Raw genomic sequence first — 16722 nt, 5'->3', positions numbered from 1 at the left:
CGGCAGTGACACGCCGGACCGGCCGGACCACCGCCTCATGGAGCCCACCACCCCACGCTAGGAAGCCAGTTGAACGCCACCCCCGCATCCGACGGTCGTTCCCGTCCCACCGCCGGCGGATCCTGTGACACGCAAGCCCCGCGCGCCCAGGAGCGCGAGGCGATCCCACGGCAGCAGGGCGGCGACCAGGAGGCCGGTCGCCCCCGCACCGCCGAGGCCGATCTCCTGGAGCACCCGGACCCCGCGACCGCCGCCCAGCTGGCGGCGGTCGAGAATCTGCTGCGCTGCTGGGTGCGTGAGAACAACATCGCTCCTTCTTCCTACAGCGCGCTCCGCATCCCGCTGCCCGCGAGCGGCACCGTCCTGCTCGTCCCGGTCCACTACTGGTCGCCCTCCGGCTGGCACCGATTCGGCCTGCCACGCCTGGAGAACGCACCGACGCACGCCCCCGGCGTCGACGCCGTCGCGCTCGCCGCCCTCCTGAGCAGGGAGTCGGCCCACGACGAAGCCGACGCCCCCACCGCCTCCGGTGACTCCGGTGACTCCGGTGACTCCGCCCAGGGAGCCCCCGCTCCCGCCCCCGGCGGCGACGGCGGTGAGCTGGTGGTCCGCGTCGCCGACTCGCTGCGCCGCACCACCGACTTCATCGCGGACCGCCGCCACCGCCCCGAGGACCCGGCCGACCCCTTCCTCGCCGCGGAGCAGGCGCTCCTCCTCGGGCATCCGCTGCACCCCACCCCGAAGAGCCGCGAAGGCCTCTCCGACGCCGAAGCGGGGGCCTACTCACCGGAGTTGCGCGGCTCCTTCCCCCTGCACTGGATCTCCGTGGCCCCGGACGTCCTCGCCCACGACTCGGCCTGGACCGAGGACGGCCACGCCCGCACCGCCGCCGAGCTCACCTCCCGCCTGGCGGGCCCCGGGCTACCGCTGCCCGCAGGGCACGCCGCGCTGCCCGTGCACCCGTGGCAGCTGCGTGAGCTGCGAGACCGCCCCGCGACCGCCGCCCTCCTGGACGCCGGACTGCTGCGCGACCTGGGCCCGCACGGCGAGCCCTGGTTCCCCACCTCCTCCGTCCGCACTCTGTACCGGCCCGGCGCGCCGGCCATGCTCAAGCTCTCCCTCGGCCTGCGCATCACCAACTCCCGCCGGGAGAACCTCCGCAAGGAACTCCACCGCGGCGTCGAGGTCCACCGGCTCCTCGGCACGGGTCTTGCCGAGCAGTGGCAGGCCGCGCACCCCGGCTTCGACGTCGTCCGCGACCCGGCCTGGCTCGCCGTCGACGGCCCGGACGGCGAACCCGTGCCGGGTCTGGACGTGATGATCCGCGCCAACCCCTTCCGCTCCCACGACGACGCGGCATGCGTCGCCGGCTTCGTCTCGCCCCGGCCGACCGCCGACCAGGGCGACCGCACCGGCCACCCGGCCATGAGCTCCCGCCTCGCCGACACCGTGACCCGCCTCGCGGCCCGCACCGGGCGAACCCGCGGAGCCGTGTCCGCCGAGTGGTTCCTGCGGTACCTGGAACACGTCGTACGCCCCGTGCTCTGGCTCGACGGCGAAGCCGGCGTCGCCCTGGAGGCCCATCAGCAGAACACTGTGCTGCTCCTGGACCCCGAAGGCTGGCCCGCCGGCGGACGCTCCCGTGACAACCAGGGCTACTACTTCCGCGAATCCCGCCGCACGGAACTGGAACAGCGCCTGCCGGGCATCGGCACACACAGCGACACCTTCGTCGACGACGACGTCACCGACGAGCGATTCGCCTACTACCTCGCCATCAACAACGTCCTCGGCCTGATCGGAGCCTTCGGTTCCCAACGGCTCGCCGACGAGCAGCTGTTGATCGCCGCCTTCCGCCGCTTCCTCGGCGAGGCCGCCAGGGGCCCGAAGCAGCGGCGCAGCACACTGCCGAGCCTGCTGCTCGACTCGCCGACCCTGCGCTGCAAGGCCAACATGCTCACCCGGCTCCACGGCCTCGACGAACTCGTCGGTCCCGTCGACACCCAGTCCGTCTACGTCACCATCGCCAACCCCTTTCATTCCCGTCGTACCTGAGAGAGGAGCGTCGCCTTGCCTCCCACCGATGCGAGCACCGACGCCGACACCACTCCCACCACCGACCGCGACGCACCCGCGTCACCCGCTTCACCCGCCGAGACCCCCGAGAACGCCGAGACCCCCGAGAACGCGGAGGGTGCAAAGGGCGCGCACGGTGCTGAGAGCGCGGAGCACACGTCGAGCGCGACCGGTGCGGACAGCGCCGACTTCCAGGACACCCTGGACCTGAGACTCCCCGACGAACTGCTCGCGCTCTTCGTAAAGGCGGAGCAGGACGGCGGACGCCGAGTCACCGCCGATCCCACGGCGGTGACCAAGCACGGCCTGCTGGACGACGTGGGGGAGTGGGGACCGGTCACCACTCCCTCAGGCGTGTTCCAGCTCGTCCCGGTGCGCGTCGAGCGGGACCTGGCACTGATCAGCCGCTGGATGAACGACCCCGCCGTGGCCGCCTTCTGGGAGCTCGCGGGACCCGACACCGTCACCGCGGACCACCTGGCGCCCCAACTCGACGGGGACGGACGCAGCGTGCCCTGCCTCGGCGTTCTCGACGGCGTGCCCATGAGCTACTGGGAGATCTACCGCGCCGACCTCGACCCACTGGCCCGTCACTACCCCGCCCGCCCGCACGACACCGGAATCCACCTCCTCATCGGTGGCGTCGCCAACCGCGGACGAGGACTCGGCACCACGCTGCTCCAAGCCGTCGCCGACCTCGTACTCGATCATCGCCCGCGCTGCGCGCGCGTCATCGCTGAACCCGACCTTCGCAATACCCCCTCCGTCTCCGCCTTCCTGGGCGCGGGATTCCGCTTCTTCGCCGAGGTGGACCTCCCCGACAAACGGGCCGCGCTCATGGTCCGTGACCGCGCCCTGCGCAACGTACTCCAGGCCAGTCACTCTCAGTAACGAACCTCGACCCGATCCGGTTCCCGTCCGAGGAGTCCCCGTGCCGAATCCGTCCGTCGCCCCGAGTTCCGAAGAGCCGACCGAGCTGTACGACCCGCCCGAGCTCACGTCCGGGAACTGGGACAGGGCGGGCGCCCGGCTGCTGGCCAAGCTGATCGGCGAGTTCGCCTACGAGGACATCCTGCGACCGACGGCCCTCGCCCCGGACGGCCCCGGCGCCAGTCGTTACGCTCTGTCCCTCCCCGCCGGCCGGCCCGGCGGGGAGGGCGCGCCCGAGGCCGACGCAAGGGAGGTCGGCGGCACCGTCCATTTCCGTGCCCGCCGCGGCGCGTACGGCAGTTGGCAGGTCGACCCGGCGAGCATGGAGTGGGAACCCGAGCCGGCCGGAACCGCGGGAACGGTCCAGGGGGAAGGCGGACGTGAGCGGCGCGAGCCCTTCACCGACCCGCTCGCCTTCCTCCTCCGCGCCAAGCACGCCCTCGGCCTCGACGGCAGCACCCTCGGGCACCTCATCCGCGAACTCACCGTGACCCTCGCCGCCGACGCCCACCTCGACCACACCGCACTCACCGCGGCGCAACTGGCGGAGCTCGGATACGCCGAGCTCGAAGGGCACCAGACCGGCCACCCCTGGCTCGTACTGAACAAGGGGCGTCTCGGATTCTCCGCGACCGACACCTCCCGCTGGGCGCCGGAATCGCGTCGCCCCACCCGCCTCCCGTGGATCGCCGTGCACTCCGGGCTCGCCACGTACCGGGGCGTCGCCGGACTGGAGGACCCCGCCTCCCTCTACGACGGCGAACTCGACGCGCCGACCCGGACGTTGTTCGAGCAGGTGCTCCGCTCGCGCGGCCTGGACCCGGCTGAGTATGTCTATCTTCCGGTGCACCCCTGGCAGTGGGACGACATCGTGCTGCCGCTCTTCGCGCCGTCCATCGCCACGAACGACATCGTTCCGCTGCCCACGGACGGCGATCTGCGCCTGCCCCAGCAGTCCATCCGTACGTTCCTCAATACGGCGCGCCCCGACCGGCACACCGTCAAGTTGCCGCTCTCCATCTTCAACACCCTTGTCTGGCGCGGACTTCCGACGGAGCGCACGTGGGCCGCGCCCGCCGTCACCACATGGGTGCACGCTCTGCGTGATGCCGACTCCTTCTTGAGCGAGGAATGCGGGGTCGTCCTCCTGGGCGAGGTCGCATCCGTGACCGTGGAACACCCGCTGTACGACGGACTCGAAGAAGTCCCCTACCAGTACAAGGAACTGCTGGGCGCGATCTGGCGCGAGCCCCTCTCGCGGCACCTCGCCCCTGGAGAGCGAGCCCGAACGCTCGCCTCCTTGTTGCACATCGACACTGAAGGGCGCGCGTTCGTCGCGGAGCTGGTCGCACGGTCGGGCCTGGACCCGAAGACCTGGCTCCGCAGGCTCTTCGCCGCCCTGCTGCCCCCACTGCTGCGCTTTCTCTACCGCTACGGAACCGTCTTCTCTCCTCACGGAGAGAACGCCATCGTCGTCTTCGACGACCAGGACGTGCCCGTGCGGCTCGCGGTGAAGGACTTCGTGGACGACGTGAACATCAGCTCGGAGGCACTGCCCGAGCACGACTCCATGCCCGACGACGTGCGCGAGGTCCTGCTCACGGAGGACCCCGCGTTCCTGACGCAGTTCATCCACTCGGGACTGTTCGTCGGCGTCTTCCGCTACCTGGCTCCGCTGTACGAGGAGCAACTGGGCCTCCCTGAGGACGAGTTCTGGGCCCTGCTGCGCGCCGAGATCCTGCGCCATCACGCGCGCTTCCCGGAGCTCAAGGAGCGGTACGAGATGTTCGACCTGCTCACGCCGGAGATCGAGCGCCTGTGCCTCAATCGCAATCGGCTGCACCTCGACGGCTACCGTGACCGCGCCGACCGCCCGCACGCCGCCGTGCACGGCACCGTGCCCAATCCGCTGCACCAGCCGTGATCGCGGGATTGTCAGTGGGTCCGTTTAGGGTGGTCGAGCTATGACGAAGCCCTCACTCCCCGAGCTCCTGCACGCCGCCGTCACCGCTGTCGGCGGCACGGAGCGCCCTGGCCAGGTCACCATGGCCGAGACCGTCGCCGAGGCGATCGACGACGGTTCCCATCTGCTCGTCCAGGCGGGCACCGGCACAGGCAAGTCGCTGGGCTACCTCGTGCCGGCCCTGGCGCACGGGGAGCGCGTCGTCGTGGCGACCGCCACACTGGCGCTGCAGCGCCAGCTCGTGGAGCGGGACCTGCCGCGCACCGTCGAGTCGCTGCACCCGCTGCTGCGACGCAGACCGAATTTCGCGATGCTCAAGGGCCGGTCGAACTATCTGTGCCTGCACCGCCTCCACGAGGGCGTCCCGCAGGAGGAGGAAGAGGGCCTCTTCGACCAGTTCGAGGCGGCCGCGCCCACCAGCAAGCTCGGCCAGGACCTGCTGCGCATGCGCGACTGGGCGGACGAGACGGAGACGGGCGACCGGGACGACCTCACGCCCGGCGTCTCGGACAAGGCCTGGTCGCAGGTCTCGGTCTCCTCGCGCGAGTGCCTGGGCGCGTCGAAGTGTGCCTACGGCCAGGAGTGCTTCGCCGAGATGTCGCGGGAGCGCGCCAAGCTCGCCGACGTCATCGTGACCAACCACGCACTGCTCGCGATCGACGCCATCGAAGGCGCTCCGGTCCTGCCGCAGCACGAGGTGCTGATCGTGGACGAGGCGCACGAACTGGTCTCGCGAGTGACCGGGGTGGCGACGGGGGAGCTGACTCCCGGCCAGGTCAACCGGGCGGTGAAGCGGGCGGCGAAGCTCGTCAACGAGAAGGCGGCGGACCAGCTGCAGACCGCCTCGGAGGGCTTCGAGCGGGTCATGGAGCTGGCCCTGCCCGGCAGACTCGAGGAAGTACCTGAGGACCTCGGCTACGCACTGATGGCCCTGCGTGACGCGGCTCGTACGGTGATCACCGCGATCGGCACCACCCGCGACAAGTCGGTCCAGGACGAGGACGCCGTCCGCAAGCAGGCCCTCGCCGCCGTGGAGAACATCCACGACGTGGCGGAGCGGATCTCGAACGGCTCGGAGTGGGACGTCGTCTGGTACGAGCGGCACGACCGCTTCGGCGCCTCGCTGCGTGTCGCTCCCATGTCGGTGTCGGGCCTCCTGAGGGAGAAGCTCTTCACCGACCGCTCTGTCGTCCTGACCTCGGCGACCCTGAAACTGGGCGGCGATTTCAACGGGGTGGGCGCCTCCATGGGCCTGGCCCCCGAAGGCATCGAGGGCGAGGACCTGCCGGTCTGGAAGGGCGTCGACGTCGGATCGCCGTTCGACTACCGCAAGCAGGGCATTCTCTACGTCGCCAAGCACCTGGCGAAGCCGACGCGTGACGGCACGCGCGCGGACATGACGGACGAGCTGAGCGAGCTGATCCAGGCCGCCGGCGGCCGCACGCTCGGCCTGTTCTCGTCGATGCGGGCGGCCCAGGCAGCGGCCGAGGAGCTGCGCACGCGGATCCCGGAGTTCCCGATCCTGCTGCAGGGCGAGGACACCCTGGGCGAGCTGATCAAGGCCTTCGCGGCGGACCCGGAGACCTGTCTGTTCGGCACTCTGTCGCTGTGGCAGGGCGTGGACGTACCGGGGCCGAACTGCCAGCTGGTCGTCATGGACAAGATTCCGTTCCCGCGGCCGGACGACCCGCTGATGAGCGCGCGCCAGAAGGCGGTCGAGGAAGCGGGTGGCAATGGCTTCATGGCGGTGGCCGCGACGCACTCGGCGCTGCTGATGGCCCAGGGCGCGGGCCGCCTCATCCGGGCCACGGGCGATCGTGGCGTGGTCGCGGTTCTGGACCCCCGTCTGGCGACGGCGCGCTACGGCGGCTATCTGAAGGCCTCGATGCCCGACTTCTGGTTCACGACGGACCGGAACCAGGTGCGGCGTTCGCTGTCGTCGATCGACGCGGCGGCGAAGAAGGCGGACGCGGAGTAGTACCCGGCCCGTGCGTACGGGGTGTACGGGGCCTGGCGCGGACAGCGCTGGGCCCCGGAACCGGCGCAGTTGGTTCCGGGGCCCGGTCAGGGAGGAGCGTCACACGCGCCGCAGAACGGCTACCACCTTGCCGAGGATCGTCGCCTCGTCGCCGGGGATCGGCTGGTACGCGGAGTTGTGCGGCAGGAGCCAGACGTGGCCGTCCTCCCGCTTGAAGCGCTTGACCGTGGCCTCGCCCTCGAGCATCGCGGCGACGATGTCACCGTTCTCCGCGACGGGCTGGCGGCGGACCGTGACCCAGTCCCCGTCACAGATCGCGGCCTCGATCATCGAGTCACCGACGACCTTCAGGACGAACAGCTCACCGTCGCCGACGAGCTGCCGGGGCAGCGGGAAGACGTCCTCGACCGACTCCTCGGCGAGGATCGGGCCACCGGCCGCGATCCGGCCGACCAGGGGCACATACGAGGCGGCGGGCTTGCCTGTGGTGTCCGTGGGCTGCGCGCTGGGCTGGTCCGAGCCCCGGACCTCGTACGCGCGCGGGCGGTGCGGGTCCCGGCGCAGGAAGCCCTTGCGCTCGAGCGCCATCAGCTGGTGTGCGACCGACGACGTGCTGGACAGGCCGACCGCCTGGCCGATCTCCCGCATGGACGGCGGGTACCCCCGACGCTGCACCGAGTCACGGATGACCTCGATCACGCGGCGCTGCCGATCCGTGAGCCCCGAGCTGTCCGCGCGGATCCCTGGCGGCCGGCCGGGCAGGGAGCGCCCCGGCTTGGGGCCCTCCTGGCTCATGGCTGTGTCATTCATGGCATGCACCGGCTCGAGTCGGCCCTGGGCGCGGCCCTGGGCAGTGATGGTGGCACTGTCTGCGGTCGTGGTCACGTCGGTCGGCCCCTCTCGAGAATGTCTCCCTAGCTAGCCAACGGTAGTTCCTTTCGAAAGGTTGCGCCAAACACACGTTCGAGTGAAAAACCGTTGATTGCTTGTCGTGATCATGCACGTGGGTGTATGGCGACCTCGAAGCGGAGTGGCATTTCAGCTCAATCCGGTACGCTTCTTGGCTGGAGTCGAGGTTCGGCCCGTGGGTCCCCCAGTCTGCCACTCGCCTCTCCGTCAACCAGGCACCGCCCTCGATTTTTCTTGTGTCGTGCCGGTACGGATTCGAGCGCCTCGCGGCCCCCGCCGCCCCTGGTGCGATGCGTTCCGCACGCGCGACACGCGCGACACGCGCTAGGGCCTCAAAATGCGACCCAACCCCAGATGTAGTGGTTGGATTGGATCCGCAGCCCAGAAGTTGTGGTCCCCGGTCCATCCCGGCCGTGGTCATCGCCTATGCTTGGGGCTGCTTCGGGAGGCGTGAACCAGCCTCCCCGGGCTATCGAGTCGTGCCGTGAAGGAGGGTTGGGAGTTCATGCACTGCCCCTTCTGTAGGCATCCCGACAGTCGTGTCGTCGACAGCCGCACCACCGACGACGGCACGTCGATCCGCCGGCGCCGTCAGTGTCCGGACTGCTCCCGTCGTTTCACGACGGTGGAGACCTGCTCGCTGATGGTCGTGAAGCGGAGCGGGGTGACCGAACCCTTCAGCCGCACCAAGGTCATCAATGGCGTACGCAAGGCGTGCCAGGGGCGTCCGGTCACCGAGGACGCCCTCGCCCAGCTCGGCCAGCGGGTCGAGGAGGCGGTGCGCGCCACCGGAAGCGCCGAACTGACCACTCACGACGTGGGCCTGGCCATACTCGGCCCGCTTCAGCAGCTGGACCTCGTCGCCTACCTGCGGTTCGCGTCCGTGTACCGGGCGTTCGACTCGCTGGAGGACTTCGAGTCGGCCATCGCGGAACTGAGGGAACAAACGCCCGGCGCCGAAACGGACGGCGCGGGCGAAGAGCGCACACAGAGCGAGTGCGGGCCCGGAGGGACTGTAGAAGTCCCCGTGCCCGCCCACGCCGCCGACTGACGGCCACGGGCCGGGCGGCGGCGACCCCAAAGACCTGTTGCGGACGGCGAGAGCGGCGGCCGCGACACAAGACAGACACCGTGCGCGGGAAGATCCGGGCACTTTAGGGCGTTTTAGCCCGATATATGGGAGGCGGCATGACAGAGACGGCGAGCGGCCCGGCACGAGGCTCCCGAGCCAAGGGAGCCAAGGCCAACAAGGGTCTGCGTGTCGAGCGCGTCCACACCACCCCCGGCGTGCACCCGTACGACGAGGTGGAATGGGCGCATCGTGACGTCGTCATGACCAACTGGCGCGACGGCTCGGTCAACTTCGAGCAGCGTGGCGTCGAGTTCCCCGAGTTCTGGTCGGTGAACGCGGTCAACATCGTCACCAGCAAGTACTTCCGGGGCGCCGTCGGCACCCCGCAGCGCGAGGTGAGCCTCAAGCAGCTCATCGACCGCATCGTGAAGACGTATCGGAAGGCCGGCGAGGACCACAAGTACTTCGCCTCGCCCGCCGACGCCGAGATCTTCGAGCACGAGCTGGCGTACGCCCTCCTGCACCAGATCTTCAGCTTCAACTCGCCGGTGTGGTTCAACGTCGGCACGCCCCAGCCCCAGCAGGTCTCCGCCTGCTTCATCCTGTCCGTCGACGACTCCATGGAGTCGATCCTCGACTGGTACAAGGAAGAGGGCATGATCTTCAAGGGCGGCTCCGGCGCCGGCCTGAACCTCTCCCGCATCCGCTCCTCCAAGGAGCTGCTCTCCTCCGGCGGTAACGCCTCGGGTCCCGTCTCCTTCATGCGCGGTGCCGACGCCTCCGCAGGAACGATCAAGTCGGGTGGCGCCACGCGCCGCGCGGCCAAGATGGTCATCCTCGACGTCGACCACCCCGACATCGAGGGCTTCATCGAGACCAAGGTGAAGGAAGAGGAGAAGATCCGCGCCCTGCGCGACGCGGGCTTCGACATGGACCTGGGCGGCGACGACATCACGTCCGTCCAGTACCAGAACGCCAACAACTCGGTCCGCGTGAACGACGAGTTCATGAAGGCCGTCGAGTCCGGCTCGAAGTTCGGCCTGCGCGGCCGCATGGACGGCGAGGTCATCGAAGAGGTCGAGGCCAAGTCCCTCTTCCGCAAGATGGCCGAGGCCGCCTGGGCCTGCGCCGACCCCGGCATCCAGTACGACGACACCATCAACCACTGGCACACGTGCCCGGAGTCCGGCCGCATCAACGGCTCGAACCCGTGCAGCGAGTACATGCACCTGGACAACACGTCCTGCAACCTCGCCTCGCTGAACCTGATGAAGTTCCTCAAGGACGACGGCCTGGGCAACCAGTCCTTCGACGTCGAGCGCTTCTCCAAGGTCGTCGAGCTGGTCATCACCGCGATGGACATCTCCATCTGCTTCGCGGACTTCCCGACGCAGAAGATCGGCGAGAACACCCGCGCCTTCCGTCAGCTCGGCATCGGCTACGCGAACCTGGGCGCCCTGCTCATGGCGACCGGCCACGCCTACGACTCGGACGGCGGCCGCGCCCTCGCCGGCGCCATCTCCTCGCTGATGACGGGTACGTCCTACAAGCGCTCGGCCGAGCTGGCGGCGGTCGTCGGCGCGTACGACGGCTACGCGAAGAACGCCACGCCGCACCAGCGCGTCATGAAGCAGCACGCCGACGCCAACACGGCGGCCGTCCGCATGGACGACCTGGACACCCCGATCTGGGCCGCCGCCACGGAGGCCTGGCAGGACGTCATCCGCCTCGGCGAGAAGAACGGTTTCCGCAACGCCCAGGCGTCCGTCATCGCCCCGACCGGCACCATCGGTCTCGCGATGTCCTGCGACACCACCGGTCTCGAGCCCGACCTCGCCCTGGTCAAGTTCAAGAAGCTGGTCGGCGGCGGCTCGATGCAGATCGTCAACGGCACCGTGCCGCAGGCCCTGCGCCGCCTGGGCTACCAGGAGGAGCAGATCGAGGCGATCGTCGCCCACATCGCCGAGCACGGCAATGTGATCGACGCCCCGGGCCTCAAGCTCGAGCACTACGAGGTGTTCGACTGCGCCATGGGCGAGCGCTCCATCTCCGCGATGGGCCACGTCCGCATGATGGCCGCCATCCAGCCGTGGATCTCCGGCGCGCTCTCCAAGACGGTCAACCTGCCGGAGACGGCGACCGTCGAGGACGTCGAAGAGGTCTACTTCGAGGCCTGGAAGATGGGCGTCAAGGCGCTCGCCATCTACCGCGACAACTGCAAGGTCGGCCAGCCCCTCTCCGCCAAGAAGAAGGAGCAGGAGAAGGCCGAGGTCACGGAGAAGACCGAGGCGACGATCCGCGAGGCCGTCGAGAAGGTCGTCGAGTACCGCCCGGTCCGCAAGCGCCTCCCGAAGGGCCGTCCCGGCATCACCACCTCCTTCACGGTGGGTGGCGCCGAGGGCTACATGACCGCCAACTCCTACCCGGACGACGGTCTCGGCGAGGTCTTCCTGAAGATGTCCAAGCAGGGCTCCACCCTCGCGGGCATGATGGATGCCTTCTCCATCGCCGTCTCGGTCGGCCTCCAGTACGGCGTGCCGCTGGAGACCTACGTCTCGAAGTTCACCAACATGCGCTTCGAGCCGGCCGGCATGACGGACGACCCGGACGTGCGGATGGCGCAGTCGATCGTCGACTACATCTTCCGCCGCCTGGCGCTCGACTTCCTGCCCTTCGAGACGCGCTCCGCGCTCGGCATCCACTCCGCCGAGGAGCGCCAGCGTCACCTGGAGACGGGCTCCTACGAGCCGAACGAGGACGAGGTCGACGTCGAGTCCCTGGCCCAGTCGGCGCCCCGCGCCCAGGAGCTGAAGGCCGTCGAGACGCCGAAGGCCGCGGACGCCACCGCGCAGTCCGTGCCGCAGCAGGCGCACACCAGCGCCGAGCTCGTCGAGATGCAGCTGGGCATCCAGGCCGACGCCCCGCTCTGCTTCTCCTGCGGAACGAAGATGCAGCGGGCCGGCTCCTGCTACATCTGCGAGGGCTGCGGCTCGACCAGCGGTTGCAGCTGATCCGGCGGACGCCTGATCCTGCTGAACGCCTGAACTGAAGGGCGGCGGAACCACTACGGTTCCGCCGCCCTTTGGCGTAGGCCCCCGGGCAGCCGCAGCGGGCCTGCCGGGTGGGCCTAGAGAGCGCCCATCGCCGCGGCGAACGCGTTCAGATCGCCGTCGTCGAAGCCCCGGACCGCCTCTTGGAACGACCACGCTCCGTCGGCATCCCGCGTGAATTCCGCGATCGTGGTCGCGGAGGCGCCCGAGACCACGCCGAAGTCGTGCTCCGACAGATCGGTGTAGCCCTCTCTTATACGGACCGCCGTGTTCGCGATGTCTCCGAACACCTTGGCGCTGCCCGGCTCCTGCTCGTCCTGCTGGATGGCCACGCCCACGACCACGCGCGCGTACGAGGGCGCGAGCCGCTCCAGTTCGAGCGTCATGACCTCGTCGAAGCCGAAACCCTGGCCCGTCCTGCTGTCCCTGTTGAGCGTGATGGTCCCGTCGGGCGAACGGCTGTCGAAGTGAACGACGTACGCGGGGCTGCCGTGCGGGTCGTCGCCCTCGTACGTCGCTGCGATCAGGTCCAGGTCATGGGGAGGCGATCCCATTGGGCTCGGGTCCCACTTCAGGCCGATCTCGATCTTCTCGATTCCCTTGCGGAGGCTGCTCACCGAACTCCCCCTCCTCGGTGCGATGTTGAGTACTACGGACACGCTACGTGGTCCCACTGACAACAACACGACCATCCCCTCAGGGCGTCTCGACCGTGGGTTCGGGACGACCGCGGCAAGTGGCCGACGCGCCGTACGATGGCGCGGTGCTGGTCAAGTGGATTCGTTGCACTGTGGTGGATCGCCGGGGTTTCGAGCGGGGACAGCGGAAATGGGCGGGGCTTCTGGGAGAGCCGGGATTCCGAGGTCAAGGTGGAGGCTGGAGCAGGCAACGGGCCGATGTGGCCCATGTCTTCGGCTTCTGGGAGAGCCGCGCCTTCTACGACTCCTTCATGGCGCGCTCCCATGACCGGCTCGCGGCCGCGCAGTCCGGGACCTACAAGAACATCCAGGTGAATCTCTTCGATCATCGCTTCGACGTGAAGACCGGGTTCGAGCCGCGGTTCACGGACGCGGACGTGGTGCGGGTGGCGCACTGCACGGTGCACGCCGAGCGGGCCGAGCACTACACGTTGATGCAGCAGAAGGTGTGGAACCCGGCGATGGCCGGATCGCCCGGCATGGTGCGGGGGCTGTTCGGCGACGCCCCAGGAGGCGAGTTCCTGGTCCTGTCCATGTGGCGCTCGGCGGCCGAGCACGGCAAATACCAGGTCGACCGGGTGGAGCGGCTCTCTGCGCGCGCGCAGACGGATGCCGACATCGCGGCCATCACAGGGGACATCGTGGACCTGGAATCGACCTGGACCGTCTGAACGCGTGACCACGCGCGCGTGCACCTCCGTCGACCGATGTGACCCACCTGACCTCTGGCACACGACCCGCACGGGTGCTCGAACCTGCCCGGCGATCTAGGGTCGTGTGCATGGCACGACCGCGGCGCATCGTTCTTGTCCGGCACGGCGAATCCGAAGGCAACGCCGACGACACCATCTACGAGCGCGAGCCCGATCACGCCCTGACGCTCACCGACAAGGGGTGGCGTCAGGCGGAGCACACCGGCGAGGACCTCCGGCAGCTCTTCGGACGCGAACGGGTGAGCGTGTACGTCTCGCCGTACCGGCGCACCCACGAGACCTTCCGCGCCTTCCGGCTCGACCCCGACCTCGTACGCATCCGGGAAGAGCCCCGGCTCAGGGAGCAGGACTGGGGAAACTGGCAGGACCGCGAGGACGTGCGGCTGCAGAAGGCCTATCGGGACGCGTACGGGCATTTCTTCTACCGGTTCGCCCAGGGGGAGTCCGGAGCGGACGTGTACGACCGGGTGGGCGCCTTCCTGGAGAGCCTGCACCGCAGCTTCGAGGCCCCGGACCATCCGCCGAATGTCCTGCTCGTGACGCATGGGCTGACCATGCGGCTGTTCTGCATGCGCTGGTTCCACTGGTCCGTCGCGGATTTCGAGTCCTTGTCGAATCCCGGGAACGCGGAAATGCGACTGCTCGTTCTCGGGGAGAACGGGAAATACACCTTGGACCGTCCGTTCGACCGCTGGCGCGAACCGGAATCGTACGGAGTCACCGGATAGAGTGGCAGGGCGATGACCGCTGACTCCTCACCCGACGGGCGCTTGCACCGCGCCCTGTCCAGCCTGCGCGGACTCTCCGTGGGAGACGCGCTGGGATCACAATTCTTCGTTCCGGCGAACTACCCGCTGCTCAAGTCCCGAGCGCTTCCCGGCGGCACCTGGCAGTGGACCGACGACACCGAGATGGCCGCCTCTGTGGTGGCTGTCCTGGCCGCTCACGAGCGCGTCGACCAGGACGAGCTGGCGCGATCGTTCGCGGAGCGCCAGGACGTCGACCGCGGGTACGGCCCTGCCGTGAACCGGCTGCTGCAGCAGCTCCGGGAGGGCGACGACTGGCGGACCCTGGCCTCCGCGCTGTTCAACGGGCGGGGGTCGTGGGGGAACGGCGCGGCGATGCGGATCGCGCCGCTCGGCGCCTATTACGCCGACGATCCCGAGCAGGCCACGCATCAGGCCGAGATCTCCGCCTACCCGACGCACCAGCACCGGGAGGCCGTCGTGGGCTCGATGGCGGTGGCGGCCGCGGCCGCTCTGGTGGCGGATGCCGCGGGGCCTCCCACGCCGCAGGACCTGCTGGACGGCGTGATCTCGCTCGTGCCGCGCAGCGCCGTGGGCGCCGGGCTGCGCCGAGCCAAGGACATGCTCGACTACGGGGACCCGTCCACTGTGGCGGCGGTCCTCGGCTGCGGTCGGCGGACGACCGCGCACGACACCGTGCCCTTCGCCGTCTGGTCGGCGGCGCGGGGCCTCGGTGACTTCGAGGGGGCCTTCTGGAGCACGGCCCAGGTCGGCGGCGACATGGACACCACCTGCGCGATCGTGGGCGGCATCGTCGCTTCGGGCGCGGACGGGGCGCCCTCGGCCGAGTGGCTCGGGCGGACCGAACCACTGCCGGCCTGGGCGCCGACCGCGTAGGGAACAGAGACGGGCCCGGGGGAGTGTGGCCCTCAGGCCGAGGCCCCGGGCTTCCCGCTCAGCGCCTCCAGGTCGCTCTTGCGCACCTGGATGACGAACAGGGCGATGAGCGCCGCGGCCACGGCCAGTGCGGCGGCCGCTATGAAGGCGTTCCCGATGCCGTGGGCCAGCACCGAGTCGTTCCACGGAGCCGGCAGCTGGTGGGTCCTGGCGAACTCGGCCTTCTGCTCGGGTGAGGCTTCGGCGAGGAACTTCGGGATCTGCTTCTTGGCCTCGCTCTCGCTGGCGCTGCTGAAGATCGTGGTGAGGACCGAAAGACCGAGGGCGCCTCCGACCTGCTGGGTGGTGTTGAGCATGCCGGACGCCGCACCGGACTCGCTGTCGGCGATGCCGGAGACCGCGGTCAGGGTCAGCGTGACGAAGTTCAGGCCCATGCCGAAGCCGAACAGGAGCATCGGGCCGAGAATGCCGCTGAGGTAGGAGCTGCTGGGGTCGATGAGGGTCAGCCAGCCCATCCCCGTGGCGGTCAGCAGACAGCCCACCGTCATGAAGGGCTTGGGGCCGAGCCTGGGCAGCAGGTTCGTCGAGATCCCCGCGCCGAGCACGATGGCGGCGGTCACCGGGAGGAAGGCGAGACCGGCCTTGACCGGGCTGTAGTGCAGCACGTTCTGCACGAAGATCACGATGAAGAAGAACATGCCGAACATCGCCGCGGCGAGGCTGAGCATCATTGCGTAGGTGCCGGAGCGGTTGCGGTCCCTGAACAGTTTGAGGGGCGTGATCGGCTGGCTGGTGCGCCTCTCGATGGCCACGAAAGCGATCAGCAGGACCGTGGCCGCACCAAAGGACGCGATGGACAGCCCGTCGCTCCAGCCTTCGGAGGCGGCACGGATGAATCCGTACACGAGGGCGGCCATGCCGAGGGTCGAGGTGAGGGCTCCCGGCAGATCGAACCGGCCGGGGTGGCGCTGCGACTCGTTGATGTAGCGCGGGGCGAGGAGGGCGATCAGTACGCCGATGGGTACGTTGACGAACAGTACCCAGCGCCAGTCCAGCCAGTCGGTGAGCATGCCTCCCGCGAGCAGCCCGAGGGCCCCTCCACCTGCGGAGACGGAGGCGAAGACCCCGAACGCCCGGTTCCGCTCGGGCCCTTCGGGGAACGTGGTGGCGATGAGGGCCAACGAAGTGGGCGAGGCGATCGCGCCGCCGACGCCCTGAAGCGCGCGGGCCGCGAGCAACTGCCAGGGTTCCTGGGCGAATCCGCCCAAGAGCGAGGCGAGGCTGAACAGGGCGATACCGGTGATGAACATGCGGCGGCGTCCGAGAAGGTCGCCGGCCCGGCCGCCCAGGAGCAGCAGTCCGCCGAAGGTGAGCGCGTAGGCGTTGATCACCCAGGTCAGATTGTTGGTGGAGAAGCCCAGTGCCGTCTGGATGTCGGGCAGGGCGATGTTCACGATGGTGGCGTCCAGCACGACCATCAGCTGGCATGCGGCGATCACCGTCAGCGCGATGCCGGGTCGGGGTCGGCGCGCGGTGGCGCCGGGCTTGCTGGGCGGAGCCGGATGTGCCTGGACCTGATCCTGTGTCACGAGCGATCCCCCATGGGCAAGATTAGAGAACGGTGACGTTCCCTGTTCGGGATCGTAGCGGCATCGCCATAGTGAACACAAGCGTTCTTTAAGGGAGTTGG

12 protein-coding genes are annotated in these 16722 nt (G+C 69.3%); 9 read left to right on the top strand and 3 right to left on the bottom strand.

Annotated features, from left to right (window positions below; genetic code table 11):
- Positions 1-69: 69 nt before the first annotated feature.
- Genes ACFV9W_RS28035 through ACFV9W_RS28020 form a run of 4 tightly spaced genes read left to right on the top strand, consistent with a single transcriptional unit; the run spans position 70 to position 6947 of the window.
- Positions 70-2055: an IucA/IucC family protein gene (locus ACFV9W_RS28035; RefSeq protein WP_385765917.1), complete on the top strand. Its 1986-nt coding sequence runs from the start codon at positions 70-72 to the stop codon at positions 2053-2055.
- Positions 2056-2070: 15 nt separating this feature from the next.
- Positions 2071-2967, top strand: coding sequence for a GNAT family N-acetyltransferase (locus ACFV9W_RS28030; RefSeq protein WP_385765914.1), 897 nt, complete (start codon positions 2071-2073; stop codon positions 2965-2967).
- A 40-nt stretch (positions 2968-3007) separates the two neighbouring features.
- Positions 3008-4930: an IucA/IucC family protein gene (locus ACFV9W_RS28025; RefSeq protein ID WP_385765911.1), complete on the top strand. Its 1923-nt coding sequence runs from the start codon at positions 3008-3010 to the stop codon at positions 4928-4930.
- A 40-nt stretch (positions 4931-4970) separates the two neighbouring features.
- Complete coding sequence (locus tag ACFV9W_RS28020) at positions 4971-6947, top strand: ATP-dependent DNA helicase (protein ID WP_385765909.1); 1977 nt, start codon at positions 4971-4973, stop codon at positions 6945-6947.
- Between the two features lie 99 nt (positions 6948-7046).
- Here the strand turns inward: ACFV9W_RS28020 and lexA are convergent, their stop codons facing one another.
- Positions 7047-7832 carry a transcriptional repressor LexA gene (gene lexA / locus ACFV9W_RS28015; RefSeq protein ID WP_385765906.1) on the bottom strand — a complete coding sequence of 262 codons (786 nt, stop codon included), beginning with the start codon at positions 7830-7832 and terminating at the stop codon, positions 7047-7049.
- Positions 7833-8361: 529 nt separating this feature from the next.
- Here lexA and nrdR point away from each other — a divergent pair.
- Both nrdR and ACFV9W_RS28005 read left to right on the top strand, forming a co-directional pair.
- On the top strand, positions 8362-8907 hold the full coding sequence (gene nrdR, locus ACFV9W_RS28010; protein WP_385765903.1) for a transcriptional regulator NrdR: 546 nt from the start codon (positions 8362-8364) through the stop codon (positions 8905-8907).
- Positions 8908-9044: 137 nt separating this feature from the next.
- Positions 9045-11939 carry a vitamin B12-dependent ribonucleotide reductase gene (locus ACFV9W_RS28005; protein WP_385765900.1) on the top strand — a complete coding sequence of 965 codons (2895 nt, stop codon included), beginning with the start codon at positions 9045-9047 and terminating at the stop codon, positions 11937-11939.
- A gap of 116 nt (positions 11940-12055) precedes the next feature.
- On the opposite strand, the gene ACFV9W_RS28000 is transcribed toward ACFV9W_RS28005, so the two are convergent.
- Entirely contained in the window at positions 12056-12595 is a 540-nt protein-coding gene (locus ACFV9W_RS28000; RefSeq protein WP_385765898.1) for a TerD family protein, read from the bottom strand.
- A gap of 146 nt (positions 12596-12741) precedes the next feature.
- Here ACFV9W_RS28000 and ACFV9W_RS27995 point away from each other — a divergent pair, with 146 nt between their 5' ends.
- From ACFV9W_RS27995 to ACFV9W_RS27985, 3 genes are all read left to right on the top strand, one after another.
- Positions 12742-13347, top strand: a complete 606-nt coding sequence (locus ACFV9W_RS27995; RefSeq protein WP_385765958.1) for a YdbC family protein — start codon at positions 12742-12744, stop codon at positions 13345-13347.
- Positions 13348-13457: 110 nt separating this feature from the next.
- A complete protein-coding gene (locus ACFV9W_RS27990; protein ID WP_385765896.1) occupies positions 13458-14117 on the top strand; it encodes a histidine phosphatase family protein in 660 nt (219 codons plus the stop codon).
- A gap of 12 nt (positions 14118-14129) precedes the next feature.
- Positions 14130-15032, top strand: coding sequence for an ADP-ribosylglycohydrolase family protein (locus ACFV9W_RS27985; protein ID WP_385765893.1), 903 nt, complete (start codon positions 14130-14132; stop codon positions 15030-15032).
- A 32-nt stretch (positions 15033-15064) separates the two neighbouring features.
- On the opposite strand, the gene ACFV9W_RS27980 is transcribed toward ACFV9W_RS27985, so the two are convergent.
- Positions 15065-16621: an MFS transporter gene (locus tag ACFV9W_RS27980; protein ID WP_385765890.1), complete on the bottom strand. Its 1557-nt coding sequence runs from the start codon at positions 16619-16621 to the stop codon at positions 15065-15067.
- Positions 16622-16722: the final 101 nt, after the last annotated feature.

Source organism: Streptomyces sp. NPDC059897 (assembly GCF_042730865.1).
In the GTDB taxonomy this organism is placed as follows: Bacteria; Actinomycetota; Actinomycetes; order Streptomycetales; family Streptomycetaceae; genus Streptomyces.
Note: the sequence above shows the minus strand (reverse complement) of the source record. Positions and strands in the feature narration are given on the sequence as shown.